Genomic DNA, 24339 nt, shown 5'->3' with positions numbered 1-24339 from the left:
TGTCCGGATTACATCCGAGGTAGCAAGGGTTCCGGATAATTGAAATCACATTTTGCTTACGCCTCTCCGCCCGACACGTGTCGCCTCAGGAAGATGCATGCGATCGCCCCGGATCCGCCCGGGGCCGCGATCGCGGCCCCGGGCGCCACCACGAGGAGTGTGCGTGCGCAAGCTTCGCCACATGTTGGTCGGCGCCGCGGTCGGCTTGGCCGTCGTGGCCGGCACGACGCCCGCACACGCGGACGACGCCAGTGCGGTCGCGGCCTTGCAGGCCGGCGCCAATCAGGGCGCGGCCGCCGAGTACCCCGGCGTCGTCGGCGCGCTGCGCAACGGCAACACCATCACGAATGTCGCCGCGGGCCACAGCATCAACGGCTCGTCCGCTCCGGCCGATCCCACGTCCGCGTACCGGATCGGCAGCAACACGAAGCTGTACACGTCGACGGTGGTCCTCCAACTGGAGGCCGAAGGCAAGCTGTCGATCGACGACACGGTCGCGAAGTACCTGCCGAACGCCGTCCGTTCCCACGGCTACGACGGCAACACCATCACCATCCGGCAGTTGCTCAACCACACGTCGGGGCTTCCGGAGTACGCCGATCACCAGGTCGTCCTCCCCGGCATCACCCTGGCCTGGTGGTACTACTACAACGACCTTCGGGGCGGCCACTACACGCCGCAGAACCTCGTCGACACGGCGTTGGAGGTGGCGCCGGCCACGCCTGGGCCGCACGCGTGGCACTACTCCAACACGAACTACATCCTCGCCGGCATGATCATCCAGGCGGTCACCGGCCATGACCCGTCCGTCGAGATCCGCGACCGGATCATCACGCCGCTGAACCTCACGGGCACGTCCTTCCCGGTGTCCGACACCAACATCTACGGCAACTTCCTGCACGGCTGGCGGCTCAACGCGGACGGGTCGCGCAGCGACGTGTCGGCATCCAACGTCGAACTCTTCTGGAGCGCCGGAGCGATGATCTCCACGGCCCAGGACCAGGCCGCCTTCGTGTCCGCGCTCCTGGGCGGCCAACTGCTGCCGACGGCGCAGATGGCCGAACTCAAGACGACGGTCGCGACGCCGTCCCCCCAAGACACGTACGGACTGGGCCTCACCCGCGTGGTCCTGACCGAATGCGGCAACAAGGTCGCCTGGGCGCACGGCGGGAACATCCTGGGCTACCACAACAAGTGGTACGCCAGCGAAGACGGCACCAAGGTCGCCGTCCTGGCGGGCAACGAGAACCACGGCGGGGACGACACCCCCGGCCAGCTCGCCCTGCGTGCCGGCACCCGCAACGCCCTCTGCCAGATGCTCTCCTGACCTGGCCGCATGACCCGGTGCGGCCCGGACCCCCGACCGGGCCGCACCGCCCCGGACGGTGGGGCGCGGGCAGCCGCCGCCAGGCCCGCGCCTCACCCGCCCGAGCGCACGTACGGCACGGCCCTTAGCGAGGCCCCGGCACCGCCCACGCCCTGCCCGGGCCGCGGCCCGGGGCTCAGCCGAGCCGCGCCACCCGCCCCGCGAGCCCGTCCAGCAGCAGGGCGAGTCCGCGTTCGAAGCCGCGCTCGTCGAGGCCCGCCAGCCCGCCCGGGGCCTCCCCCGCGGCCTCCAGCGTGTCCGCCAGCGCCGGGTGGTCCGGCCGGTAGCCCCCCGCCGGCCGGACGAACCCCGCCGTGTAGGTCTCCAGGACCGAGCCGAGCACCAAATAGTCCACCGCCGCGGACACTTCGGCCACCTCGGCGGCCGGCAGCCGGAGCGCCAGGAGCAGCCGGGCCAGCGCGTCGTACCCGTCGAGCGCCTCGCGCGTCTGCACCGGGCGGCGGGCGATCACCGGCAGGATCGCGTGGTGCCGCAGGAAGACCTTGCGGTAGACCCGCGCATACTGGGCCACCCCTTCGTGCCACGGCAGCGATTCGTCCACCGCGTCGCGCAGTTCGTTGCTGATGTGCGCGGTCATCGCGTCCAGCAGGTCGTCCTTCGACGCGACGTGGTTGTAGAGCGACGGCCCGCGCACGCCCAGACGTGCCGCGATGGCGCGCATGGTGACCGCGTCCGCGCCGTCCTCGACGGCGAGGTCCAGCGCCGCAGCCGCGATGGCATCCCTGCTCAGCAGCGGATTCGACGGCCGTCCCATGCCACCCACCCCTCGTCCCGCCGGGCCGCCGGGCCCGGTCTTCCGTCACTCGGCGTAGCGAGCCTAGCCCGCAAATTGGGGGCTTCCCGCGACCGGGGGCGGCGGCTACAGTCTCCAAAACTAACTAAGTAAGTTTTCTCGATCGGACGACGCGCGCACCTCCCTCCGGCGGCGTGTCCGGCCCGCCCGATCGACCTGCCTCCCGGATGAGGGCCCATGACCGAGCACCCGCCGCACGCCCCGGCACCCGCCACGAGACCCACGGCGAGCCCCACGGCTGCCGCGGCCGTCGACGCGGACGCCGCCCACCTGGAGAGCCTCGGCTACCAGCAGGAGCTGAAGCGCAGCCTCAGCGTCTTCGGCAACATCGCGATGGGATTCGCGACCGTCTCGCCCGTGGTCGGCCTCTACGCGGTCGTCCAACTCGGCATCGTCGTGGCGGGCCCGGCCTGGATATGGGCGCTGCCCGTGGTGTTCCTCTGCCAGGCGTTGGTGGTCTGCGTGTACGCCGAGCTGGCCGCGGACTTCCCGGTCTCCGGCGGGGCCTACCAGTGGACGCGGCGGCTCATCGGCCCCAAGTACGCGTGGATCGTGGGCTGGATCACCACCTGCGCGCTGATCTTCGCGCACACCACGATCGCCTACCTGGCCTCGCCGTGGTTCTTCGCGCTGTTCGGCTGGACGCCCACACCGGGCCGGGTGGTCGCGGTCGCCGCGCTGTTCCTCGTGCTGTGCGCGCTCATCAACGCGTACGGCATCGACGTCCTCAAGCGTGTCGTCGACCTGGGCATCGCGGCGGAAGCGGTCGCGTCCGTGCTGGTCGGCATCGGCCTGCTGCTGCTCTACCGCGAGCACGGCTTCTCGATCCTCACCGACACGTTCGGCGCCGAAGCGCTGTCCGACGGCTCGAAGGCCATGGCGTTCACCACCGCGCTGGCCGTCGCGGGCTGGGCGTTCGTCGGCTTCGACGCGTGTGTGGCGATGGCCGAGGAGACCGTCGGCGCGGCCAAGCAGGTGCCGCGTGCGCTGTGGTGGGCGTTCCTCAGCGTCGGCGTCATCGTCATCCTCAACGCGGTCGCCGTCGACCTCGCGCACCCGGACCCGGCGAAGGTCATGACGGGTGAGGACCTCGACCCGGTGACCACGGCGGTGGTGTCGGCGTTCGGCGGCTGGTCGGCCAAGCCGTTCATCGTCGTGGTCATCGTCGCCTTCGTGGCGTGTGCGCTCGCGTCGCAGGGCGGCGGAGCCCGGGCGATGTTCTCGATGGCGCGCGACGGCGTCCTCCCGGCGTCGGGCACGCTGCGCAAGGTCAACCGGCGCCAGGTCCCGATCGGCGCGCTCGTGGTCGACCTGGTGATCAGCTCGGCGGCGCTGCTGCTCGGGCTGCGGGCGTCCGCGATCGGCAGCATCATCACGTTCGGCAGCTCGGCGCTGTACCTGACCTTCTTCGCCATCGCGCTCGCCGCGCTGATCGCGCGGCTGCGCGGCACGTGGGTGCCGCGCGGCATCCGGCTCGGCCGCTTCGGGCTCGTCGTCAACGCCGCGGCGGTCGCGTGGCTCGGCTTCGAGTTCGTCAACATCACCTGGCCGCGCACCATCCTGGCGCCGCCGGACGCCCCGGCCTACCAGGTGTGGGCCGCGGTCATCGGCATCGTGCTGGTCCTCGGCACCGGCCTCGCCTACCTCCTCGTCGCCCGCCCGCAGCGCGCCCTCGAAGCGGCCGCCCGCGAGCAGGAAGCCCGCGCCGCGGCCGCCGCGGCCCGCACCACCCCCATCGCCCCGACCGGAAGCCCCGCATGAGCAACCCCGCACCGCACCACACCGTTCCGCACGACGGCACCTCCGCCGACCTGGTCGTCGTCGGGGCACGCGTCCTGACCCAGGACCCGGACCGCCCGTTCGCGACCGCGGTGGCCGTGCGCGGCGGCCGGATCGTCGCGGTCGGCGACGACGCCGACGTCCGCCCGTTCGTCACGGCGCGGACCGAGGTCCTCGACGCGGCCGGGCAGGTCGTCACCCCCGGCCTCACCGACTGCCACCAGCATCCGGTGCACGGCTCCGAAATGGCGCGCGGCATCAGCCTGGTCGGCGCGACGACCCTCGCCGAGCTGCGCGCCCGGCTCGCCGCGCACGCGGCCGCGCTCGGCCCGGAGGACTGGATCGTCGGCTACGGCGGCGAGTACGGCGCGTTCACCGGCGGCGCGATGCACCGCGACCTGATCGACGACGCGGTCGGCGGACGCCCGGCGCACCTGACGATGTCCGACGCGCACACCGCACTGATGAGCACCGAAGGCCTGCGCCGCGCCGGAATCACCGGCCCGCGCGCGTTCGCCGACCGCTCGGAGATCGTCTGCGACGACCGCGGGCCGACCGGCGAACTCCACGAGATGAGCGCGACCGCGCTCGGCTACGCGGCCGTCCCGCCGATGCCCGCCGAGGAATTGGCGGCCCGGGTCGAGGCGCTGTTCGCCGAGCAGAGCAAGCTCGGCGTCACCGGCGTGCACGTGCTCGACGACGGCCCCGGCACCGCCACCACCCTGGCCGCGCTCGACGCGGCGGGGCGGCTCGGCATGCGGGTGCGGTTCGCGCCGTGGTGCCCGCCCGGCGAGGTCGACAACCTCGCGCAGCGGATCTCCGACCTGCGCGGCCTGCTCGCCGGCGCGTCGAAGGTGCGCCTCGCCGCGGTGAAGTTCTTCGCGGACGGCGCGATCGACGGCGGCGGCGCGTGGCTGCACGAACCCGACTGCTGCGGCCAGTCCCGCGAATCCCAATGGCGCGACACGGCACGGTACGACGACGCGGTCCGCATCGCCGCGGCCAACGGACTCCCGGCCTGGACACACGCCATCGGCGACCGCGCGGTGGCACGCACGCTCGACACCTACGCGGGCATCGCCGCACCCGCCGGCACCCGGCACCGCATCGAGCACGCCGAGGTGCTGCAGGACGCGGAGATCGGCCGCTTCGCCGCGCTGGACGTCGTCGCCTCGATGCAGCCGACGCACATGGACTGGTCACTGCCCGACCACTCCGACAACTGGTCGACCCGGGTCGGGCCCCGGCGCTGGGACCTGGCGTGGCGGTACGCCGACATCCTGCGGTCCGGCGGCCGGGTCGCGCTCGGCTCGGACTGGCCGGTGGCGGCGTTCGACCCGCGCCGGACCCTCGCGGGCGCGCAGCTGCGCCGCCCGGCGGGCGAGCGCGAGCGGGCGCCGTACGGGCCGTCGCAGGCGATCGGCGCCGCGCAGGCGCTCGCGGGCTACACCACGGAAGCGGCCTACGCGGCCGGCGAGGAACACGTCGCGGGCCGGATCGCGGTCGGCTGGTACGCCGACCTGACGGTGTTCGCCGACGACCCGACCCGGTGCGCCCCGGACGACGTGGCCGACCTGCCGGTCACCGCGACGATCGTCGACGGGCGCTTCACCCACCGCACGGCGGTCTGACGGCGGAGAGCGGCATCGGCGGCGCGCGCTCCGGTGTGCGCCGCCGGGGCTCGGGTCACTCCACGGACATCGCGAGCGGACGCAACCGGGCACCCACGACGAACCCGGACCACGCCGCGGCGGTGAAGGAAACCCCCGGGCCCGCACGGCGTTTCGTGTCGCGCACCCACACGGCCGGTGCGGCCGGCGCGACCTCGACGCACTGCGCGTCCCAGTTCTGGCTGTAGGTGCTGGTGCGCCACGCGGGCATGACAGGAGCCACCTCGACGCACTGCTCGTCCCACTTGGCACTGCGCGTGCTCGTCCGCCACCGCAGGTCCGTCACGCCTTCCCCCTCAGCGCGTCGTCGGATCCTCCTCCACGTATTCCCTTCGGCCGTCCGGGTATTCGCGGTAGACGCGACCGTCCGCGTCGATACCGGCGTGCGGAAGGCCCGCGGCGTCGGTTGCCTCGGCGGCCTCGCGCACGGCCTTGGCCATCAGCTCTTCGGCGCGTTCCCGGCCGATCCGGTCGATGAGCGACTTGCCTTCGTCTGCTCCCATGACCCCGACGTTAGCGGCGAATGCCGGGCAGCGGGCGCCAGTGGCCGGTGCCGACTGACGCCCGCCGCTCCTCGTTCCGCTACGCGCTCCACACCTCGCGGGCGCCGACCCACGTCGACCGCACCGGGATGTCGGCGATGCCGTCCGGGTCGACGGTCAGCAGGTCCTCGCCGAGGACGGTGAAGTCGGCGAGCATGCCGGGGGCCAGGCGGCCCTTGCGGTGGGATTCGCCGGTGGCGTGCGCCGAGCCGGTGGTGTAGACGCCGAGGGCTTCGAGCGGGGTGATGCGCTGGTCGGCGCCGAGCACTTCGCCGTCCGCCGTCCGCCGGGTGACCATCGTGCGGATGGCCAGCAGCGGCGGCAGCGGGCCTGCCGGGTGGTCGGACGAGCCGCCGACGGTGACGCCCGCGTCGAGGAAGCGGCGGTGGCCGCAGGCCGCGGCGGCGCGCTCGTCGCCGTAGTAGCCGCGCAGCTTGCTGCCGTGGCCGTGCACGAACGCGCCGAACGGCACGGGGGTGACGCCCGCCGCGGCGATCCGCTCGACCAGGCCGTCGTCGACCAGGCTGCAGTGCTCGATGCGGTGGTTGGTGCCCGCGTAGCGCGGTTCCGCGGCGCGGGCGGCGTCGATCGCGTCGAGGACTTTGCCGATCGCCAGGTCACCGTTGGCGTGCACGGCGACGCGGCTGCCCGCCCGGTGCACGGCCAGCACCGCGGCGGCGAACTCCTCGTCCGTCATGAGCTGGATGCCGTTGTCGGCGCCGGTCTGGCTGGGGTACGGCGCCCGGCACAGGCAGGTTCCGCCCGCGAGCGCGCCGTCCATCATCATCTTGATGCCGACCAATCGCAGGTGTTCGTCGCCGAAGCCGGTGCGCAGGCCGGTGCCGGCCAGGTCGCCGAAGTAGCGGTGCCAGAGCAGCACGCCGACGCGGGGCGTGAGGACGCCGAGGCGGGCGGCTTCCTGGTAGAGCCGGAGTTCGCGGGGCGAGACCAGGGCGTCGCACCACGAGGTGAGGCCGACGGAGTGGAACTCGCGGCACACCTCGGCGAACGACGGGACCAGTTCGTCGAGGGTGAACTCGCCGAAGAAGTCCGGGGCGCCGCTGGGGCGGTACCACTGGTCGAACCAGGCGCCCTCGAACATCCAGCCGTCGAGGCGGCCGTCGGTGCCGCGGCCGAGGGTGCCGCCGTGCGGGTCGGGGTCGCCGTCCCGGTAGCCGGCGAGTTCGAGGGCGCGGGAGTTGGCGACGGCCATGTGGCAGGAGAAGTGGATGGCGACGACGGGGTGTTCGGCGGAGACCGCGTCGAGGGCGGCCCGGTCGAGGCGGCCCTGCGGGTCGGCGTTGGGGTCGTAGCCCTCCGCGACGACCCAGTGGCCGGGGCGGGTCGCCCGGACCCGGTCGGCCAGCGGGCCGCGCGAGCCGCCCGCGGCCGCCACCGCGGGCGGGGTCAGGGCCAGGCGCAGCCGGGTTTCGGCGAGCCCGGCGGGGTGGCAGTGCGCGTCGTTGAGGCCGGGGACGAGCACGGCGTCGCCGAAGTCGACGATCCCGGCACCGGGCAGGCGGTCGCGCAGTTCGGCGAGGTCTCCGGTGGCGACGATGCGGTCGCCTGTCGTCGCGACGGCCTCGGGTCCGGCGGCGGGCTCCGGGTCGGCGAGGGTGATGATGCGGCGGGCCCGGAAGATGGTGGCGGCCGCGGGGTCGCCGGTGGCGGAGGTGTCGTTCGTCGCTGCGTTGCCTTGCGTCGTCATGTGCGCCTGCCGTTCGTGCGTTCGGTTCGTTGCCGTGCCGGGGTGGGGGTCCGGCGCCGCCGTCATACGGCGGCCTTCTCCGCGGCCTGGGCCGCCGGTTCGGGGGCGGGCGCGGTGCCGCGGGCGATCCGCCGGATCCCTTCGGCGAGGAGGCCGACGGCGACGTTCACGCCCAGGCCGATGAGGCCCGCGCTGATGTTGTTCGTGTCGACGGCGTGGCCGTCGTTGCCGAATGTCAGCCAGATGACCACCGCTTCGCCGGCGACGATGCCGGCGGCCGCGGGGATCGCGCCGACGAACGGGCGGCGGCCGGTGAGCGCGTAGAGCAGCGCGGGGGCCATCTGCGCGAGTCCGGAGTAGGTGAGCAGCAGCAGGTTGGCGAGCGCGTCGGGGCGCTTGATGCCGAGGAACAGGGCGACGGCGACCGCGCCGACGACGGTGGTGTGGTTGACCATCAGTCCGGCGCGTTCCGTGCGGGTGCGGACGATGTTGCGGGCGACCAGCGACGACATGCCGAGCACGATCGCCGCGGACGGCACCATCGCGCAGGCCGCGGCCGCGGTGACCACGATGCCGACCGCCCAGTCCGGCAGGGCGCCGTTGGTCAGGTGCAGCAGGACGCTGCTGCCGCCGCCGGACGCCGCTCCGGCGACCACGATGCCGGTGAACCCGATGATCATCGGGATGGCCTGGCTGGCGCTGTAGAACGGGATCCAGATGCTGTTGTGGCGCAGCGCACGCTCGTCCTTGGCGGACAGGACGGCGGGCCAGCCTTGCGGCATCGTCATGAACATGACGCTGACGAGGCTGGTGATCATGCTGGTGAAGAACCAGGTGCGGTCGAACGGCCCGTTGTCGGCCACGGTGAGCTTGGTCGCGTGTGTGTCGGCGATCTTGTGGGTGATGTCGCCGATGCCGCCCGCGTAGTGCGCGGGGATCGCGATGACCAGCACGATCAGCACGATGACCATCAGCGCGTCTTTGAGGTACGCGGCGCGTGCCACGCCGCCGAGGCCGGACCACAGCACGAAGCCGACGATCAGCACGGATGCGGCGATCATGCTCGCGGTCCCGGAGTTGCTGCTGCCGGTGGCCAGTTCGACGACCAAGCCGAGGCCGGTGATCTGGAGCTGGAGGTAGGGCAGCAGGAACACGACGCCGAGCACGGCGGTGAGGGTGCCGAGCATGCGGCTGCCGTAGCGGTCGGCGAAGAAGTCGCCTTGGGTGAGGTAGCCGCGGTCTTTGCCGATGCGCCAGACGATCGGGGCGATGACGTACATGCCGACGTAGGCGAGCGGCAGGTACGGCAGGGCGTAGACGACGCCGACGCCCGACGCGTACGCCAGTCCGGCCAGGCCGAGGAACGTGAAGGTCGTGTAGACCTCGCCGGCTTGCAGGAACCACGTCGTCACGGCGCCGAAGCGGCGTCCGCCGACGGTCCATTCCTCCAGGCTGGCGGCCGGTTTGCGGCTGCCGAAGACGCCGAGGCCGGCGATCAACAGCATGCCGGCGATGGAGACGGCGAGTGTGGTGTTCACCGGTCGCCCCCGTCCCGGCGGCGGGTGCGCTGGTACTCGACGTACCCGAGTGCGGGCGTCAGGAGGATCACCCAGGCCACATTCCAGGTCATCATCGACGGCATGCCCAGCCAGATGTGCGGGGCGTTGACGAACGGCAGCCACACCGTCGCCAGCAGTGCCGCTATGGGCACCATCAGCAGAAGGATTGCGACACGCATGGACCGCTCCCGGGGTCGTCGTCTCGATACCCTTGGAGCATGAAACTTCCCGGGTAAGATCCCGCAAAATCTGTCGAGAAACGTCATCCGGAGCCGTTTGATGAAGAATTCCGCCGATCTCCCGGCAACCGGAGAGTCGCATTCCGCCGCGCTGGACGAGACCGACCTGGCCCTGGTCAACGCCCTCCAGGCGGCGCCGCGCGCCTCGTGGACCCTGATCGGCCAGGCCCTCGGCATCAGTGCCGTCACCGCGGCCCGCCGCTGGGAACGGCTCAAGTCACGCGGACTGGCATGGGTGACCGCCTACGGCGGGGCCTTCGTGCAGGAGGTCAACTGCGCGGCCTTCGTCGAGGTCGACTGCCACCCGTCGCAGGTGCGCGCGGTCACCGAGCGCCTGGTCCGCGACCCGCGCATCACCGGCATCGAGCACGTGTCCGGCGGCACCGACCTGTTCCTGACCGTCATGGTGTCCGACCTGACCGCGCTGTCGCAGCTCTCGATCGAGGTCATCGGCGCCCAGGAAGGCGTCAACGCGACCCGCAGCATGATCGCCACCCACCTGTTCACCGAAGGCAGCCGGTGGGACCTGCGCTCCCTCGCTCCCCACCAGCGCGGCATGCTCCGGCCGGGCGACGACGCGCCGTCGACCGGCATCGGCACCCTCGCCCCGGAAGACCGGCCGCTGCTCATCGCCCTCGGCCGCGACGGGCGCCTCGGCTACGGCGAACTCGCCGAAGCCACTGGCATGAGCGAGTCGACAGTGCGTCGCCGGGTCTCCCGGATGCTGCGCGAGGGCAGTGTCATCCCCCGCTGCGAAATCGCGCACGGCATCTCGGGGTTCCCGGTCTTCGTGCACTACCTGGCGGATGTCCCCAGCGCCGCCATGGCCCGCATTGGCGCGTCGATCGCCGCCGTCACCGAAGTCCGCATGTGCGCGTCCATCGCGGCCCGGCATGCCCTGCTGATCACCGCCTGGGTGCGCTCGGTGCCCGACACCCGGCGGCTGGAAGCCCACCTCGCCGAGCGCTTCCCCGAACTCACCATCCAGGACCGCCGTCTGACCCTGGCCAACCCGAAGCGGATGGGGCACCTGCTCGATCCGGAAGGCCGCAACACGGGCTTCGTGCCGATGGATTTGTGGGCGTGACCGGCGCCGCTCACCCGGTGTAGGGCGTGATGCCCTGCGAGGCCGGGTCCATGGACCACAGCTGGGGCGGGGTCACGGTGCCGGCGGGCTTGTCGGGACCGTAGGTCGTCGGAGCGGTGGCGCCGGGGACGGTGAAGGTGCCGAGGGCGAAGCCGGCGGCCTGGAAGCTGGCGTAGTCGAGGGTGCGTCCGGCTTTCTGTGCGATGGCGGTGAACAGGGACAGGTCGCCGCATGCGCCGAGGATCGCGGTCGGGGCGGGGGCGCTGCCTCCTCCGTCGCTGCCGCCGGTCGCCGCCGGGGTGGCGAAGGCTTGGGTGACGGTCTCGTTGCAGTCGCGGTAGGTGGCCTCGTCCCAGTTCACGTTGTTGCCCGCGACGACCGCGCCGTTCAGGATGCCCAGTTCGTCGGCGTTGGCCGCGGTGAAGGCACCGATCGACCAGTCCAGGAACAGCATCCGCGGCCGCCAGCCGGTCTTTGCGATGGCGTTGGTGAGGACCCCGACCGCGGAGCCGACCGGGATGACGATGTCCGCGCCGGACGAGCGGAGCTTCTCGGCGACGATGCCGGCCTGCGCGTCGATCGCCGCGGTGTCGAAGGACGCGGGTTCCATGACGGCCGTCGCGACCGGATGGACTCCGGCCTTCTCCAGTGCCGGGAGCACGGTGTCGTCGCGGGTCGGAAGGTCGAGGGCGGAGCTGACGACGGCGACCTTGCGGCCGGCCAGCAGACCGCGCGCGGCGAAGGCTTCGATCGCGGCGGCGGCTTCGTCGCCGCCGTGCGAGGTGCTGAACCACGGGGCGCGGGCGCGGGCGTAGAGCTTGGCGGTGAGCGGACCGCCGACCACCGCGGTCTGGTGGGTCTCCAGGTAGCACATGGGCTGGTCGAAGACGAAGAACCCGACGGCGGCGAAGACCTTCTCGTCCTCGGTGAGCCGCACGCACCCTTCCTGGCTGGGAGCGGCGCCGATGGGGTTGTTGGAGAGGAACACCGGAACGATGCGGCGGCCGTTGATGCCGCCACGGGCGTTCACCCGGTCGATGATCGCCCGGTAGGCGGCCTCGTAGTTCCCGAGTCCGCCGCCGCCTTGGACGAACGCGGCGATCGCCCCCGCGTCCGGGTACAGCACGCCGATCTTGATCTCGCTGTCGGTCACCCCGGGCGCGATCTTCGGTGCCGGTGGCGCGGCTTGGCTCTTCTGCGTACCGGTTTGGCTGCCGGGCGGCGGCGTGGCGACGCAGCCCGCGAGAGCGACAGCCAGCGCTGCAGCGGCGGCGGCAAAACGGAGGTTGCGGAAGCGCACGGCGGTTCGTCTCCCTGGAAGTCCTGGTGGGGGCGCGGTCGGGGCCGGCGCAGCCGGGATGCGGTCGGGCTGCGGCCGGTGCGCGGTCAGGTCACCGCGACGGTCGGCGCGGCAGCCGGTGCGGCGGCGGGTGTGACGGCCGGTGCGGCGCGGCTGCGGTCGATGGCGCGGCGGTCGGTGCCGAGGTAGCCGGCGACGACCGCCGGGTCGTCGCGGACCGCCTCCGGGGTGCCGTGCGCGATGACCCGGCCCGCGTCGAGGCAGTAGACGCGGTCGCTGAGCGACAGGATCAGCGGCATGTCGTGCTCGATGACCAGGAGCGCGGCCCCGAGTTCGCGGCGTACTTCGCGGATGAGCGGGGCGAACGCCTCGGTTTCGCGCTGGGCGAGGCCCGCGGTCGGTTCGTCGAGGCAGATGACCCGGGCGTCGAGTGCGAGGACGCCGCCCAGTTCGACGATGCGGCGGGTGCCAGTGGACAGTTCGCCGATGGGGGTGTCGGCGTAGCGGCCGAGGCCGAGCAGCGCGACGAGGTCGTCGGCCGCGGCGCGGCGGGCGCGTTCCGCACGGAACGTGTGCGGCAGGTGCAGAGCGGTGGCGGCGAGCGGGCTGCGGTCCCGGGATTCCAGCGCCACGCACAGCGTCTCGCGGACGGTCAGTTCGGGGAACAGCCGGGCTGATTGGAACGTGCGGCCGAGACCGCGGGCGGCCCGGTGGTGCGGGGCGAGGCGGGTGACGTCGTTGCCGAGCAGGGCGACGGTGCCGGTGGCGGGCAGGTAGCCGCCGATGGCGTTCATCAGCGTCGACTTGCCCGCGCCGTTCGCGCCGATCAGACCGACGATCTCGCGGCGGTGGACTTCCACGGAGACCCCGTCGACGGCGGTCAGCCCGCCGAACGCGACCCGCAGGTCCCGCGTCGCCAGCACCGGGCCTTCGGGCAGCAGCGCGAGGCGGCGCGCCCGGGGCACGGCGGCGACGCCGGGCCGGGCCGGTGCGGTGTCCGCGGCGGGTGCGTAGCGGCGGATCAGCGCGGCCCGGAGCGCGTGGCCCGGCTGGACGAGTCCGCCCGGGAAGTACAGGAGCAGGATCAGCAGCCCGATGCCGGAGACCAGCAGCGGCGCCATCACGTTGCCCGGGAACAGCGCGGGCAGGCCGACGACCCACGCGGCGCCGAGCACCGGTCCGGCCACGGAGCCTTGGCCGCCGATGACCACGATGGCGACCAGGGTGAGCGAGTCGTTGGCCAGGAAGTAGCGCTCGCCCCACGGGATGGACTGGAGCGCGCCGCCCAGCAGCGCGCCGCCGAGCCCGGCGATGCCGCCGGCAAGTGCGAACAGCGCGACCCGGACCCGGCCTGCCGCGATCGTGTACGCCGCCGCACCGTCCGCGTTGTCGCGCACCGCGATCGCGCTGCGCCCGACCCCGGATCCGCGCAGCCGCGCCACCACGGCGAGGACGGCGACCAGCACGATCAGCACCAGGTAGTAGTAGGCGCGTTGGCCGGTCACGTCGACGCCGAGGACCGTGCTGCGCGGGAACGGCACGGCCGAACCGAAGTCGCCGGAGAAGAACCTCTTGCGGTACAGGAACTGCTCGCACGCCACCGCGAACGCGAAGGTCCCCACGGCGAGCATCAGCCCGCGCACCCGCAGCGCACCCAGTCCGACGACCGCGGCCAGCACGGCGGTTCCGCACGCGGCGACGAGCACCGCCACCGGGAAGACCATGCCGCGCACCGTCACCCAGCCGAGCGGTCCCAGGTCGAGGATCACGCCGCGGTTGAGCGTCGCCGCGCCGAGCGCGCCGAGTCCGGCGAACGCCATCTGCCCGAGCGAGACCTGGCCGAGCCACCCGGTCACCATCGTCAGCGACGCGGCGCAGATGGCGAGGGCCAGGCCCGTGGTGAACAGGAGTTGCCGGGACGCGAGCCCGGTGGTCAGCGGCAGCAGCAGCCCGGCGGCGAGCAGCGCCGTCATGCCGAAACGGTCGATGTTGCGCAGCCACCACGGCGCGCCGGGCGGCACGGGGCGCTTGGCGAGGTGCGGCGCGACGACCGCGGCCTCGTCGCTCTGCCGGGCCCGGCCGCCGCGTCGGCCGATCACCACGATGCCCGCGAGGACGGCGACGAGCAGCACGAGTTCGAACAGCCCGGTCTCGTCGAGGAACCGGAACTTGATCCAGGCCTCCGCGACGCCGAGCACGGGGCCGGCCAGCAAGGCGCCGCGCACGGACGTCATCCGGGCCAGCACGGCCGCGGCGAGGGCGCGCACGAGCGTGCCCGGGCCGAGCTGGGTCAGGTCGTGCACGCTGCCGTGGCGGCCGCTGATGAGGATGAGCGACAGCGTGGACAGCAGCCCGGCCCCGCCCCACACGGCGGTGGACACCAGCCTCGGGTTGATGCCGGACAGCCGGGCCAGGTCGGGGTTGCCCGCGGCCGCGCGCACCGCGCCGCCGAGAGCGGTGCGGTCCAGCACCCACGCCAGCAGCACGGCCGTCGCCGGGACGGCGACCAGTACGGACATTTGCGGCCCCGTCACCCGCAGGCCGTCCCACGGGTGCCAGGTGCCGGACCACGGCACCGGGTAGGTCGCGCCGCGCTTGTCGATGTGCGGGTACGCCACGGCGATCAGCAGGGCCACCTGGGCGATGCCGATGGTGGCCACCATGACCACGGCGCGCGGTGCCGCGAACAGGCGCCGGATGACCAGCAGTTCCGCGGCGATGCCGAACAGCGTCCCGGTGGCGAGGGCGATGGGGAGCGCGAGGGCCCAGGGCAGGCCGTACTTCACCACGAGCAGCGCGAAGAGTCCGGAGCCGATGAGGCCGCCGTTGCCGACCGAGAAGTCGACGACGCGCGAGCAGCGGTGCACGAGGACCACGCCGGTGGCCAGCATGCCGATGACGAGGCCGTTGACGAAGCCGTCGAAGAGGACCTGTCCGGTGATCATCGGCCGGCCTCCCGCGGGTCCGCGTCGCCGCGGCCGCCGCGGCCGCCGTGGGTGCCGTGGGTGCCGTGGGTGCCGTGGGTGCCGAGGAAGACCGCGCGGGCCAGGTCGTCGCGGCCCGCCAGGTCGGCGGCCGGTCCGTCGAAGCGGACGTGCCCCTTGTCGAGGAACACCGCCCGGTCGGCGACGGACAGCGCCAGGTCGAGCGACTGTTCGACGATCACCACGCCGACCCCGTCATCGCGCAATTGTTCGACCACGCCCAGGAGTTGCTGGACGGTGACGGGTGCCAAGCCGAGCGAGAGTTCGTCGACGAGCAGCACGTCGGGGTCGTGCACCAGCACCATCGCCAGCGCGAGCAGCTGCTGCCGGCCGCCGGACAGCGCGTCCGCGCGGGTGTGCTGCCGGTCGGCGAGCTCGGGGAACCGGGCCAGGCTGCGGGCGATGCGCCGGTCCCGGTCGGCCGGGTCGCGCCGGTAGGCGAACGCGGCGGTCTCCAGGTTCCGGCGCACCGTCATGTCCGGGAACACGCCTTTGCCGCCGGGCAGCAGGCGGATGCCGAGTTGCCCGCGCCGTTCCGGGGACGTGAAGGTGATGTCGCGGCCGTCCAGCCGCACCACGCCGCGGGTCGGCGTCGTCAGCCCGGCAAGCGTGCGCAGGATCGTGGACTTGCCCGCGCCGTTGGTGCCGAGCAGCGCCAGGATCTCGCCGCGGCGGACTTCCAGGGACGCCCCGAAGAGCACCCGTACCGGACCGTACGACACGTCGGCGTCGGCAAGCTGCAGCGCGGGAACGTCCTCGGGCGCCGCCGCGAGCCGCCGCGCCTCGGCTTCCTCCTCGCGCAACTCGGCGACGACGAGCGCCAGATCGCCCCGGATATTCGCCGCGCTCCGCAGCACCATCAGGCCGCCGACCAGCGTCGACGGGACACAGATGACCAGCGTGGCGGTTCGCGGACCGTACGCGCCGACCAGGAACGCGGACAGCAGCGCTCCCCCGGTCGCGCCGACGAAGAAGATGTGCACGGACGCCATCGCCGCGCCCATGCCGCGCAGCTTGTACGGCACCACGGACTGCAGCGCGGGCGTCAGCATGGTGAACGCCGCGCTCATCGCCATCGCGCCGGGCATCGCGACGAGGGTGAACAGGGCGAGGTTCGGCATCGCGTACTGCACCGGCATCAGCAGCGCGGCGGGCATCACCAGATAGCCGATGACGGCGAGCGCGCGGGCCGGGTCGCGGCGGTAGAGACGGTCGAACCGGCCGCCGATGAACGGCAGCACACCGAGGGTCGCGGCACCGGCCGCGGCGCCGGCCACACCGCGTTCGAACGAGCTTGCGCCGTATTGCTGTTCGGTGAACAGGTTGGCCAGGATCGGCCCGGTGAACAGTCCGAAGCCCAGCGCCGAGCAGGCGGCGATCATGCCCTTGAGGGTGGCGATCCGGTTGAGGCGGGCCAGCGCGGCTTCCATCGCGACCGGTTCGGCCGGGGGCGCGGCGTGCGCGGATTCGCCCAGTACCGCGGCGCGTTCGTGCCTCCCGCGCGGCGGCTCGGGCAGCCGGAACGCGGCGAGCGCCGCAACGGCGGACGGGAGACCGAGCAGCAGGAACGCCCACCGCCAGCCCTCGTCGCCGCCCGCCCACCCGGCGATCCCGCCCACCGCGAGCGGACTGAGGATCCCGGCGACCCGGGCGGCCGACCCGTGCGCGGCACCGATCCGGCCGCGCACCCCGACCGGGTAGGTGTCGGCCAGCAGCGACATGTTCACCGGCATGTTCGCCGCCTTGGCGATGCCGACGCCGAGCCGGGCCAGGAAGAACTGCACGATGTTGGCGGCCAGTCCGCACAGCGCGACACACGCCCCGAACGCCAGCCCGGCCCAACCCGCGACCCGGCCGCGCGGATACCGGTCGGCGAACCACCCCATCGGCATCGTGCCCAGCACGATGAACGCCCCGGCGGCCGAACTGATCACCACGATGGCGCCGTTGCCGACGCCGAAGCCGTCCCGGAGGTCGGGGGCGAGCACGCCGAGCGCGGCGCTTTCCAACTCGTCGAAGGCGACCAGTGCCATCAGCACCAGGAAGGCGGCGGACCCGGAAGCGGCCAGGCCCTCCCGCAGCGTCAGCGCGGGTGCGCCTACACCTGGCGCCGGCGGCTCCTCGTCGGCAGGGCCCGCCGCGTGGTCCTCGGCCTCGATCAGCCCGTGCGCCAGCCGGGTCACGGACCCTTCCGACGCGCCGTCGTGCTCGGTCATTTCAGGCCCCCGTTGCCCGTCGTCCGTTGATCCGTGCGAGTAGTGCGCGCTGAACCGGTCGAACTGTCGGGGAAGCGTAGACGCAAATACCGAACTCGACTAGCTTTTCGCGTATGGAATCCGAGGGCGACCCGCCGGAGCGGCCGGGCGACCACGTCCGCAAGCCGCGCGGCCGCTACGCGAAGGGCGTCAAACGCCGCGCCGAGATCCTCGAAGTGGCCCTGGAGGTCTTCGCGACCCTCGGCGAAAAGGGCGCGCTGCTCAAGGAAGTCGCGGACCGCATGGGCATGTCCCAGGCCGGCGTCCTGCACTACTTCGGGTCACGCGAGGGGCTCCTGCTGTGGACGCTCGGCGAACGCGACCGGCTCATCGCCGAGGACGTACTGCGGGTCAAGTACGGCAATCCGCTGACCCCGCTGGCCGAAATCCTGCGCCGCAACAGCGACGTCCCCGGCCTGGTCCGGCTCTACGTGAGCATGGCCGCCGCGGCCGGGTTCCCCGACCACCCGGCCCGCACGGTCTTCCTGGTCCGCTACACGGACATCCGCGAGGCCCTCCGCGACAACCTGGCACAACTGCAACGCGAGGGCCGCGTACGTGCGGACGTCGACGTCGACGCCATCTCCCGCCTCGCCCTGGCCGCCGCGGACGGCATCCAGCACCAGTGGCTCATCGACCCGACGGTGGACATGGGCGGGGTGATCGACACCATCGTCAAGCTGGTGGTGGTGGACGCGGACAGCAGCCGCGGGCGTGAATGACGGGCGCCTATTCGGCGCCGACACCCCGATATGCGGCCCACGTACCTACGGCCCGGCTGATCGACCGGAGCCTTGCGGAGAGGGCGCCGGGGTTTGGGAGCGCGCCGCCGCCTTGGCGGCGCCGCGCAACCCTGACGTCCCCGATCCGCGGGCGAGGATGGCGTCCACGCCATCGAGCCCGGTTTGGGCTTGGCGCGCGCCCCCCTGGCGGCGCGCGCAACGTTGGTGGGCTCCGTGGGGATGAGCCCGGACGAGCTGACCGTCACCCCACCTGCACAGCGGCCCCGGCCCTGACCAGCTGACACAGCCTCCACGACGTCGTGCGTCAGGATCGCGCTGCGCGTGCGCGCGCAGGTCCAGCCCGACACGCTCCCGTGTGTGCCCGGAGGGCGAGGACGGCGTCTGCGCCGTCGAGCCCGACGTAGGGCTTGCGCGCCGCGCCACAGCCGCGGCGCGCAACCGGTGTTCCGGTCGGATCCGCGTCGTGTGCGTGCTCGCCGACGAGGTTGCGGTCAGCGCGGCGGCGCCGCGCACCGCCGAAGTCCCTGGCGTCCGCGCCGTCGAGCCCGGGTCGGGGGCTGATTCAGGTCGCGTCCGAAGCACCGCCCTGGGCGGCCGCTTCGGCTTCCTCCAGGGCCTGCGCTTCGGCGATCTCGCGTAGGCGGCGGGTGCGCATGCCGATGACCGCGGCCGTTGCGGCGGCCGTGACGGCGAAGGCGGTCGGGACCATCCAGCCGCGGTTCACCGCGTGGCCGAGGGCGTGGTCCAGGGACAGCCGGCCCGGGCCGGTGATGGCGAGGCCCGCCGCGGTGAGGCCGAGGAAGCCGGCGTACTCGTAGCCGCCGCTCTGCGCGAAGAAGCCGGCGGGCATGTGCACGGCGGCGGCGCCGGCCATCGCCCCGGCCGCGGCGGCGCCCGCCGCGGGGGTGGCCAGGCCGAGCGCGAGCAGCGCCCCGCCACCCGTTTCGGAGAGCCCGGCCGCGGTGGCGCTGGCCTTGCCCGGCCGGTAGCCGATGGACTCCATGAACTGGCCGGTGCCTTCGATGCCGTGGCCGCCGAACCAGCCGAACAGCTTCTGCGTACCGTGCGCGGCGAGGACGCCGCCGGCGCCCAGGCGCAGCAGCAGCAATCCGACGTCGAGGCGCGAGCAGCCCATGATCACTCCCGGTGGAGACGGTGGTCCGGGGGCGGGTTCCCGGACGCGCCGCCGTGTACACCTGCCGCATCGGCGCGGGCCGGGCGTGCGACCGCGAGCAGCGCCGTGTCGTCGTCCAAGCGCCCCGAGGTGTGCGTCCGGAGTGCGGCCATCAGGGTGTCCAGCAGAGCGGCCGGTCCGACGAAGTCCCGGCCGCGCAGGACGGCCACCGGGTCGAAGAAGCGCCCCGCGGGGTCCCGGCCTTCGACCAGGCCGTCGGTGTAGAGCAGGAGCGACGCGCCCGCAGGGAAGGCGTGCTCGTCAGGCGTCGCGCCCCCGTCCGGGGCGAGGCCGCCGAGGCCGAGCGGCAGGTGGGTGTCCGAGCCGTCCAGGGTCCGCACGTCGCCCGCATGGACCAGCAGCGGCGGCGGGTGGCCGCGGTTGACCACCCGCAGCGTGCCGCCGTCCGTGTCGATCTCGACGAACAGTGCGGTCGCGAAGTATTCCGCGTCGCCGCCGGAGCCGGCATCCTCCGGGTCCGGCTGGGTGTGCAGCAGCACGGCCTCCAGCCGGTCGGCGACGACGGTCAGGTCCGGGCAGTGGAACGCCTCACAGCGGAACGCGCCGACCAGCGAGCACACCGCGCCGATCGCCCCGAGGCCCTTGCCCCTGACGTCGGCGATGAGCAGGCGGACCCCGTACGGCGTGGCATGCACCGCGTACGCGTCCCCGCCGACCTGCGCGTCCGTGTACGCCGGCGTGTACCGCACGGCGACCGGCAGCCCGCCCGCGGACACCGGCGCGTCCGGCAGCAGCACGCGCTGCGCCGCCTCGGCGACCCGGATGAGCCGGGCGAACCGGCGCCGCCCGTGCTCCTTTGTCCGGGCGAGCACGAGGACGATCGCGCAGACCGCCAGCACCGCGACCAGGTCCGCGAAGAACGAGGCGACGAGGACGTCGTGATAGCGGATCTGCTCGTACACCGCGAGCAGCCCCATGGCCGAGGCGGTGGCGACCGTCGTCCACAGGACCCCGGCAAACCCGTAGACACCGAGTGCGAACGTGGGCGCGGCGGCCAGGATCGGCGCCGGGTTCACCCCGGGCGGCGTGGTGAACTCGACGATCAGCGAGACGACGAGCAGCAGCGGGGGCACCCAGCGCAGCAACCGCCGCCCGCCCTGCGCCTCCGGCTCGTACACATCGGCCCCGATATCCACCCCGCGCCGGTTCCCGACGGGGGTGCGGCGTGCACGTCCGCGGGGTGGGTTCACCCGTTCGGCGGGGCGGAACGCGGGCGTACGCAGGTGGGGCACGGGCGGAGCGAAGGCGCCACCGGGATCGGCGGGACGGCCGCGAACGGCGGTGGCCGCCGGTCCGGTCAACGCTCCGTCGGCCCGGGTCCGATCAGCCCTTTGCGGTAGGCCATCGCGACCGCTTCGCCGCGGGAGGCCGCGCCAACCTTGGCGAGGATGTTGGAGACGTGCACGCTGGCGGTTTTGACGCTGATGAACAGCGCCTCGCCGATCTGCCGGTTCGTGCGGCCTTCGGCGAGCAGCCGGAGGACTTCCTGTTCGCGGGTGGTGAGCGTGCCGGCCGCGACTGCCGCCGCTGCGGGGTCCGCGGCCGCGAGGCCGGTGCGCCGGGCGAGCGCGTCGAGGGCGGCGCGGAGCGGGGTCGCGCCGAGCGCGTCGGCGGTGGCCTGGGCGGCTTCGAGGACGTCGCGGGCTTCGGCGCGGCGGCCGGCCGCGGCGTAGGCCTCGGCGAGGCGGAGGCGGCAGCGCGCGTGTTCGTAGACGTTGCCGTAGTCGAACGCGGCCACCACGCGTTCCCACTGCCCGGCGTCCGACCGGCCTTCGGCGCGGGCGAACTCCGCCTCGGCGCGGAGCGCCCACGCGATGCCTTCCGGGCCGCTCGGCCGCACGGCCTCCTGGCGGGCCGCGATCTCGCGGGCCAGCGCGGCGAACTCGGCGGCCTCCGCGGCCCACCCGCCGGGGTCGCCGCCGGTGAGGCGCAGCGCGGTGGCCTCGTCGGCGATCGCGGAGAGCGCGAGCGTGGCCAGGCGGACACCGACCGGCGGGTACGGGTCGTCGTCCTCGATCAGGCGCGCGAACGTGCGCCGGAAGCGGTCGACGGCGGCGCGGACGTCACCCCGCAGGACGGCCTCGTCGACCAGCACGAGGCCCGCGACCAGCGTCGCCGTCCAGTTGAACGGCCGCTTGTCGAAGAGCGCTTGGGCGCGGTCGACGACGCCGGGTTCGCCGCGGCCGAGCGGCACATACAGTGCTCCTTCGGCGACGTGCCCGAAGGCGGAGGGGGCACTGCCGGCGGCTTTGAGGGCCTCGTCCCAGCGTCCCAGGGTGTAGAGCGCGAGGGCGCGGACGTAGCGCAGGTGGAGGGAGTACGGCGACGACGTCTGTGCGGTGCGGCGGGCCAGGTCGAGGCCTTCGTCGGTCCAGGCGAGGGATTCCTCGACGAGGCCGGCTTCGAAGCAGCCGAGGGCCAGGCCGTACATGGCGCGCAGCTCGATTGCCGTGTCGCCGGCACGCCGCGCCAAGTCCCGGGCCCGGTAGAGGATTTCGCGGCCTTCGGGGGTCTGCCGGTTGGCTTCGTGGGTGGCCAGCGTGCTGATCAGGACGTCGGCTTGCACGGCGTCCGCGCCCAGCTTTTCGGCGGCGGCGAGGGCGCGCTTGCCGACGTCGCGGACGACGTCGATCCGGCGGATGTACCAGGCGGCCTGGACGTGTGTGGCGGCCGCCCACGCCCAGGTGAGCGACGGCGGTTCCTCGGGGATCAGCGCGAGCGCTTCGCGGCTGAACTCGAAGGCGGAGTGCAGGCTGTCCACGTTCATCAGGCTGGACGCGAGCGTGTAGCGGACCTTCGCGGCGACCAGCGTGTCGCCGTGCGAGCCGACCCGGTCGAGGGCGGCGCGCGCGAGGTGCACGGCGCGGTGCGCCTCGCCCATGCGGACCGCCGCGGCGGAGGCGCGCAGGGTGAGCGCGATGTCGTCGGTGCCGGTCAGTTCCGCGGCGTCGGGGACGGCGTCCCACAGTTCCAGTGCGGCTTCGACGTGCCGGAGTTCCTCGGCGGGCGCGCCGACGACGGCGGCGTGGCCCGCGGCTTCCAGGGATGCGGTGAGCGCGCCGGGCAGGTCGTGGCTGGCGATGTGGTGGTGGGCGCGTTCGGCGGCGCTGCCGCCGCGGCGCTCGGGGGCGCCGAGGAGGCGCGCGAACACCGCGTGCAGGCGGACGCGTTCGCCGGGCAGGAGATCGCCGTACGCGGCCTCCCGGGTCAACGCGTGCCGGAACGAGTAGCTGCCGTCGTCGCCGGACACCAGCAGGTGCCGGCCGACCGCCTCGCGCAGCGCGGCGTCGAGGTCGTCGTCGGGCAGTTCGACGGCGTCGCGCAGCAGACCGTGCTCGACGCTCCGCCCGGCGACCGCGGCGGTCCGCAGGACGCGCTGCGCGGTCGCCGGCATCTGCTCGATGCGGACCAGCAGCACCTCGGCGAGCCCGGCCGGGACACCGGCGTCGTCGGCCGTGGCGGCGCGGAGTTCCTCGGCGTAGAAGGCGTTGCCTTCGGCGCGCTCGACGATCCGCGCGACCGTGTCCTCCGGCAGCGGGTCGCTGCCGAGTCCGCGCACGAGTTCGGCGACCTCGGCATCGGCGAGCGGCCCCACGTCGAGGCGGGCGACGACCGGGAGGCGGACGAGTTCGGCGAGCAGCGGGCGCAGCGGATGCCGCCGGTGCAGGTCGTCGGACCGGAGCGAGACGAGCAGGGCGATGCGCTGGTGCGGCGCGGTCTCGCCGGCCCGCTGCGGGGCGAGGCGGCTGAGCAGGAAGCGCAGCAGGTCGCGGGTGGACTGGTCGGCCCAGTGCAGGTCCTCGAGGACGAGGAGCAGCGGAGCCTGCTCGGCGAGGTCGGCGAGGAGGGCGGCCATGTCGTCGAGGAGGCGGAGCCGGACACCGGGTTCGGTGCGGCCGTCGTAGGCGGAGCCGCCCGCGCCGTGCAGGCGCAGCACCGCGGGGTGCTCGTCGAGGATCGCGGCGGTGGCCGGGTCGGCGGCGACCGTGCGGAGGATCTCGGTGAAGGGGAGGTACGGCAGGCCGACCTCGCCGAGGTCGACGCACTGCCCGGTCAGCACGGTCATGCCGTCGGCGGCCGCGCGGGCGGCGGCTTCGGCCAGGAGGCGGGACTTGCCGACGCCGGCGTCGCCGGCGAGCAGGAGTGCCCGGGGGTCGCCCGCGCGGGCGCGCGCGAGGACGTCGTCGAGGGCGGCGGTCTCCGCGCCGCGGCCGACGAAGGGCGTCTGGAATCCGGGTTGCGGCACCACATGGACATCCTGACACGCACGGGGGACGGCCTGCGGAAATGGGACGACCCGCGGGGCGGGCGGCTGTGGCGCCGGTCTCTTTCGCGCCTGCCGACCGACCCGGGTAGGCAAATTCGGACAATAACGGACGTGTACGGATTCGCGCCCACGGGTCGTTCCGGCGAATTCCGATCATTTTGCGTGACCGGACCACCACGCTCACGCTCCGCAGTATCCGCATGTCACACCCCGGTCTTCGATATGTCGACCTGACGACAAGACGTTTTGACGCGATCTTTATCCCGCGCCCGGGGAGCCTTCCCGAGTTGTGGCGGCCGGTCCGACCTGGCTAGCGTCCGGGACCGGTTTCGCCGCCCAGGCGGAATCCACCCGGCCGGTACGCCGAATCCCGTCCCCGGCCGCGGTGCTCGGTGCCCAGCACGTCCGGACGGGAGCGGGGGAACCAACGTGATGCGCCGTACCCGGCTCGCCGGGTGCGGCTTGGGGTGAAGCCGTGCCCGTTTCCGGACCTGGTCCGGAGGACACGCACGGCCGGGCCGCTCCGGCCCGAATCCGACAGCTCACCTCGCAGGCGGCAGGAGAGGAACGACTTCATGCTGTCTGCCCACAGCCTCCGGCGGGTCCTGGCCGCCGCGGGAATCGCCGGCCTCGGTGCCGCCCTTCCCGTCGTCAACGCCGGTGCCGCGCACGCCGCTCCCGAGCTTCCCCGCAGCGTCCCCGCGATGGCGCAGCCGTCCGAGCGGGGGGGGGGGGCCCCCCGCCCCCCCCCCCCCCCCCCCGGCCCCCCCCCCCCCCCCCCCGCCGGTAAAAAAAAAAATCGCGGCGCGCCCAAAAAACCTGGGGGTTAGA

At 73.4% G+C, this 24339-nt stretch carries 17 protein-coding genes, 1 pseudogene and 1 riboswitch; of the genes and pseudogenes, 5 read left to right on the top strand and 13 right to left on the bottom strand.

Annotation, left to right across the window (positions count from 1 at the left end; translation table 11 throughout):
* Positions 1–163: 163 nt before the first annotated feature.
* The gene (locus tag ACPA54_RS20610; RefSeq protein ID WP_423531844.1) at positions 164–1327 is read left to right on the top strand and encodes a serine hydrolase domain-containing protein; all 1164 of its coding nucleotides are present in this window, start codon (positions 164–166) and stop codon (positions 1325–1327) included.
* A 175-nt stretch (positions 1328–1502) separates the two neighbouring features.
* Here ACPA54_RS20610 and ACPA54_RS20605 read toward each other — a convergent pair whose 3' ends face one another.
* Positions 1503–2141 carry a TetR/AcrR family transcriptional regulator gene (locus ACPA54_RS20605; protein WP_423531842.1) on the bottom strand — a complete coding sequence of 213 codons (639 nt, stop codon included), beginning with the start codon at positions 2139–2141 and terminating at the stop codon, positions 1503–1505.
* A gap of 216 nt (positions 2142–2357) precedes the next feature.
* Between ACPA54_RS20605 and ACPA54_RS20600 the strand changes: the two genes are divergently transcribed.
* Both ACPA54_RS20600 and ACPA54_RS20595 read left to right on the top strand, forming a co-directional pair.
* A complete protein-coding gene (locus ACPA54_RS20600) occupies positions 2358–3941 on the top strand; it encodes an APC family permease (protein WP_423531840.1) in 1584 nt (527 codons plus the stop codon).
* Positions 3938–5590, top strand: coding sequence for an amidohydrolase (locus tag ACPA54_RS20595; RefSeq protein ID WP_423531838.1), 1653 nt, complete (start codon positions 3938–3940; stop codon positions 5588–5590). Before ACPA54_RS20600 ends, ACPA54_RS20595 begins: the two co-directional genes overlap by 4 nt.
* Before the next feature lie 55 nt (positions 5591–5645).
* On the opposite strand, the gene ACPA54_RS20590 is transcribed toward ACPA54_RS20595, so the two are convergent.
* From ACPA54_RS20590 to ACPA54_RS20570, 5 genes are all read right to left on the bottom strand, one after another.
* A complete protein-coding gene (locus ACPA54_RS20590) occupies positions 5646–5915 on the bottom strand; it encodes a DUF397 domain-containing protein (protein WP_423531836.1) in 270 nt (89 codons plus the stop codon).
* A 10-nt stretch (positions 5916–5925) separates the two neighbouring features.
* Positions 5926–6132, bottom strand: a complete 207-nt coding sequence (locus ACPA54_RS20585; RefSeq protein ID WP_423531834.1) for a hypothetical protein — start codon at positions 6130–6132, stop codon at positions 5926–5928.
* A gap of 79 nt (positions 6133–6211) precedes the next feature.
* Positions 6212–7879, bottom strand: a complete 1668-nt coding sequence (locus ACPA54_RS20580; RefSeq protein ID WP_423531832.1) for an amidohydrolase — start codon at positions 7877–7879, stop codon at positions 6212–6214.
* Positions 7880–7941: 62 nt separating this feature from the next.
* Complete coding sequence (locus ACPA54_RS20575; RefSeq protein ID WP_423531830.1) at positions 7942–9417, bottom strand: sodium:solute symporter family protein; 1476 nt, start codon at positions 9415–9417, stop codon at positions 7942–7944.
* Positions 9414–9617 carry a DUF3311 domain-containing protein gene (locus ACPA54_RS20570; RefSeq protein WP_423531828.1) on the bottom strand — a complete coding sequence of 68 codons (204 nt, stop codon included), beginning with the start codon at positions 9615–9617 and terminating at the stop codon, positions 9414–9416. Before ACPA54_RS20570 ends, ACPA54_RS20575 begins: the two co-directional genes overlap by 4 nt.
* Before the next feature lie 100 nt (positions 9618–9717).
* Here ACPA54_RS20570 and ACPA54_RS20565 point away from each other — a divergent pair, with 100 nt between their 5' ends.
* The gene (locus ACPA54_RS20565; RefSeq protein ID WP_423531826.1) at positions 9718–10764 is read left to right on the top strand and encodes an Lrp/AsnC family transcriptional regulator; all 1047 of its coding nucleotides are present in this window, start codon (positions 9718–9720) and stop codon (positions 10762–10764) included.
* Positions 10765–10774: 10 nt separating this feature from the next.
* Here ACPA54_RS20565 and ACPA54_RS20560 read toward each other — a convergent pair whose 3' ends face one another.
* The 3 genes from ACPA54_RS20560 to ACPA54_RS20550 form a co-directional block, all read right to left on the bottom strand.
* Complete coding sequence (locus tag ACPA54_RS20560) at positions 10775–12064, bottom strand: ABC transporter substrate-binding protein (protein WP_423531824.1); 1290 nt, start codon at positions 12062–12064, stop codon at positions 10775–10777.
* Between the two features lie 86 nt (positions 12065–12150).
* Positions 12151–15009 carry an ABC transporter permease subunit gene (locus ACPA54_RS20555; RefSeq protein WP_423531822.1) on the bottom strand — a complete coding sequence of 953 codons (2859 nt, stop codon included), beginning with the start codon at positions 15007–15009 and terminating at the stop codon, positions 12151–12153.
* Entirely contained in the window at positions 15006–17264 is a 2259-nt protein-coding gene (locus ACPA54_RS20550) for an ATP-binding protein (RefSeq protein ID WP_423531820.1), read from the bottom strand. Before ACPA54_RS20550 ends, ACPA54_RS20555 begins: the two co-directional genes overlap by 4 nt.
* A 113-nt stretch (positions 17265–17377) precedes the next feature.
* On the opposite strand from ACPA54_RS20550, the gene ACPA54_RS20545 reads away from it, so the two are divergent.
* The gene (locus tag ACPA54_RS20545) at positions 17378–18025 is read left to right on the top strand and encodes a TetR/AcrR family transcriptional regulator (protein ID WP_423531818.1); all 648 of its coding nucleotides are present in this window, start codon (positions 17378–17380) and stop codon (positions 18023–18025) included.
* Between the two features lie 583 nt (positions 18026–18608).
* On the opposite strand, the gene ACPA54_RS20540 is transcribed toward ACPA54_RS20545, so the two are convergent.
* From ACPA54_RS20540 to ACPA54_RS20525, 4 genes and pseudogenes are all read right to left on the bottom strand, one after another.
* Positions 18609–19181, bottom strand: a complete 573-nt coding sequence (locus ACPA54_RS20540; RefSeq protein ID WP_423531817.1) for a DoxX family protein — start codon at positions 19179–19181, stop codon at positions 18609–18611.
* A gap of 2 nt (positions 19182–19183) precedes the next feature.
* On the bottom strand, positions 19184–20359 hold the full coding sequence (locus ACPA54_RS20535; RefSeq protein ID WP_423531815.1) for a PP2C family protein-serine/threonine phosphatase: 1176 nt from the start codon (positions 20357–20359) through the stop codon (positions 19184–19186).
* Positions 20360–20538: 179 nt separating this feature from the next.
* Positions 20539–21672, bottom strand: coding sequence for a helix-turn-helix transcriptional regulator (locus ACPA54_RS20530; RefSeq protein ID WP_423532283.1), 1134 nt, complete (start codon positions 21670–21672; stop codon positions 20539–20541).
* Positions 21673–22989: 1317 nt separating this feature from the next.
* Positions 22990–23487, bottom strand: a pseudogene (locus ACPA54_RS20525) (ATP-binding protein); the annotation flags it as partial.
* 404 nt (positions 23488–23891) lie between these two features.
* Positions 23892–24078, top strand: a riboswitch (cyclic di-AMP (ydaO/yuaA leader).
* Positions 24079–24339 lie beyond the last annotated feature (261 nt).

Source organism: Uniformispora flossi (genome assembly GCF_049534875.1).
Classification (GTDB): Bacteria; Actinomycetota; Actinomycetes; order Streptomycetales; family Streptomycetaceae; genus Yinghuangia; species Yinghuangia aomiensis.
Note: the sequence above shows the minus strand (reverse complement) of the source record. Positions and strands in the feature narration are given on the sequence as shown.

Bases quoted from the DNA above. Each gene is read 5' to 3' on its own strand.
- ACPA54_RS20585 (WP_423531834.1), bottom strand. From the start codon at position 6,132: ATGGGAGCAGACGAAGGCAAGTCGCTCATCGACCGGATCGGCCGGGAA.
- ACPA54_RS20570 (WP_423531828.1), bottom strand. From the start codon at position 9,617: ATGCGTGTCGCAATCCTTCTGCTGATGGTGCCCATAGCGGCACTGCTG.
- ACPA54_RS20600 (WP_423531840.1), top strand. From the start codon at position 2,358: ATGACCGAGCACCCGCCGCACGCCCCGGCACCCGCCACGAGACCCACG.
- ACPA54_RS20540 (WP_423531817.1), bottom strand. From the start codon at position 19,181: ATGGGCTGCTCGCGCCTCGACGTCGGATTGCTGCTGCTGCGCCTGGGC.
- ACPA54_RS20595 (WP_423531838.1), top strand. From the start codon at position 3,938: ATGAGCAACCCCGCACCGCACCACACCGTTCCGCACGACGGCACCTCC.
- ACPA54_RS20565 (WP_423531826.1), top strand. From the start codon at position 9,718: ATGAAGAATTCCGCCGATCTCCCGGCAACCGGAGAGTCGCATTCCGCC.
- ACPA54_RS20550 (WP_423531820.1), bottom strand. From the start codon at position 17,264: ATGACCGAGCACGACGGCGCGTCGGAAGGGTCCGTGACCCGGCTGGCG.
- ACPA54_RS20580 (WP_423531832.1), bottom strand. From the start codon at position 7,879: ATGACGACGCAAGGCAACGCAGCGACGAACGACACCTCCGCCACCGGC.
- ACPA54_RS20545 (WP_423531818.1), top strand. From the start codon at position 17,378: ATGGAATCCGAGGGCGACCCGCCGGAGCGGCCGGGCGACCACGTCCGC.
- ACPA54_RS20555 (WP_423531822.1), bottom strand. From the start codon at position 15,009: ATGATCACCGGACAGGTCCTCTTCGACGGCTTCGTCAACGGCCTCGTC.
- ACPA54_RS20605 (WP_423531842.1), bottom strand. From the start codon at position 2,141: ATGGGACGGCCGTCGAATCCGCTGCTGAGCAGGGATGCCATCGCGGCT.
- ACPA54_RS20530 (WP_423532283.1), bottom strand. From the start codon at position 21,672: ATGTACGGCCTGGCCCTCGGCTGCTTCGAAGCCGGCCTCGTCGAGGAA.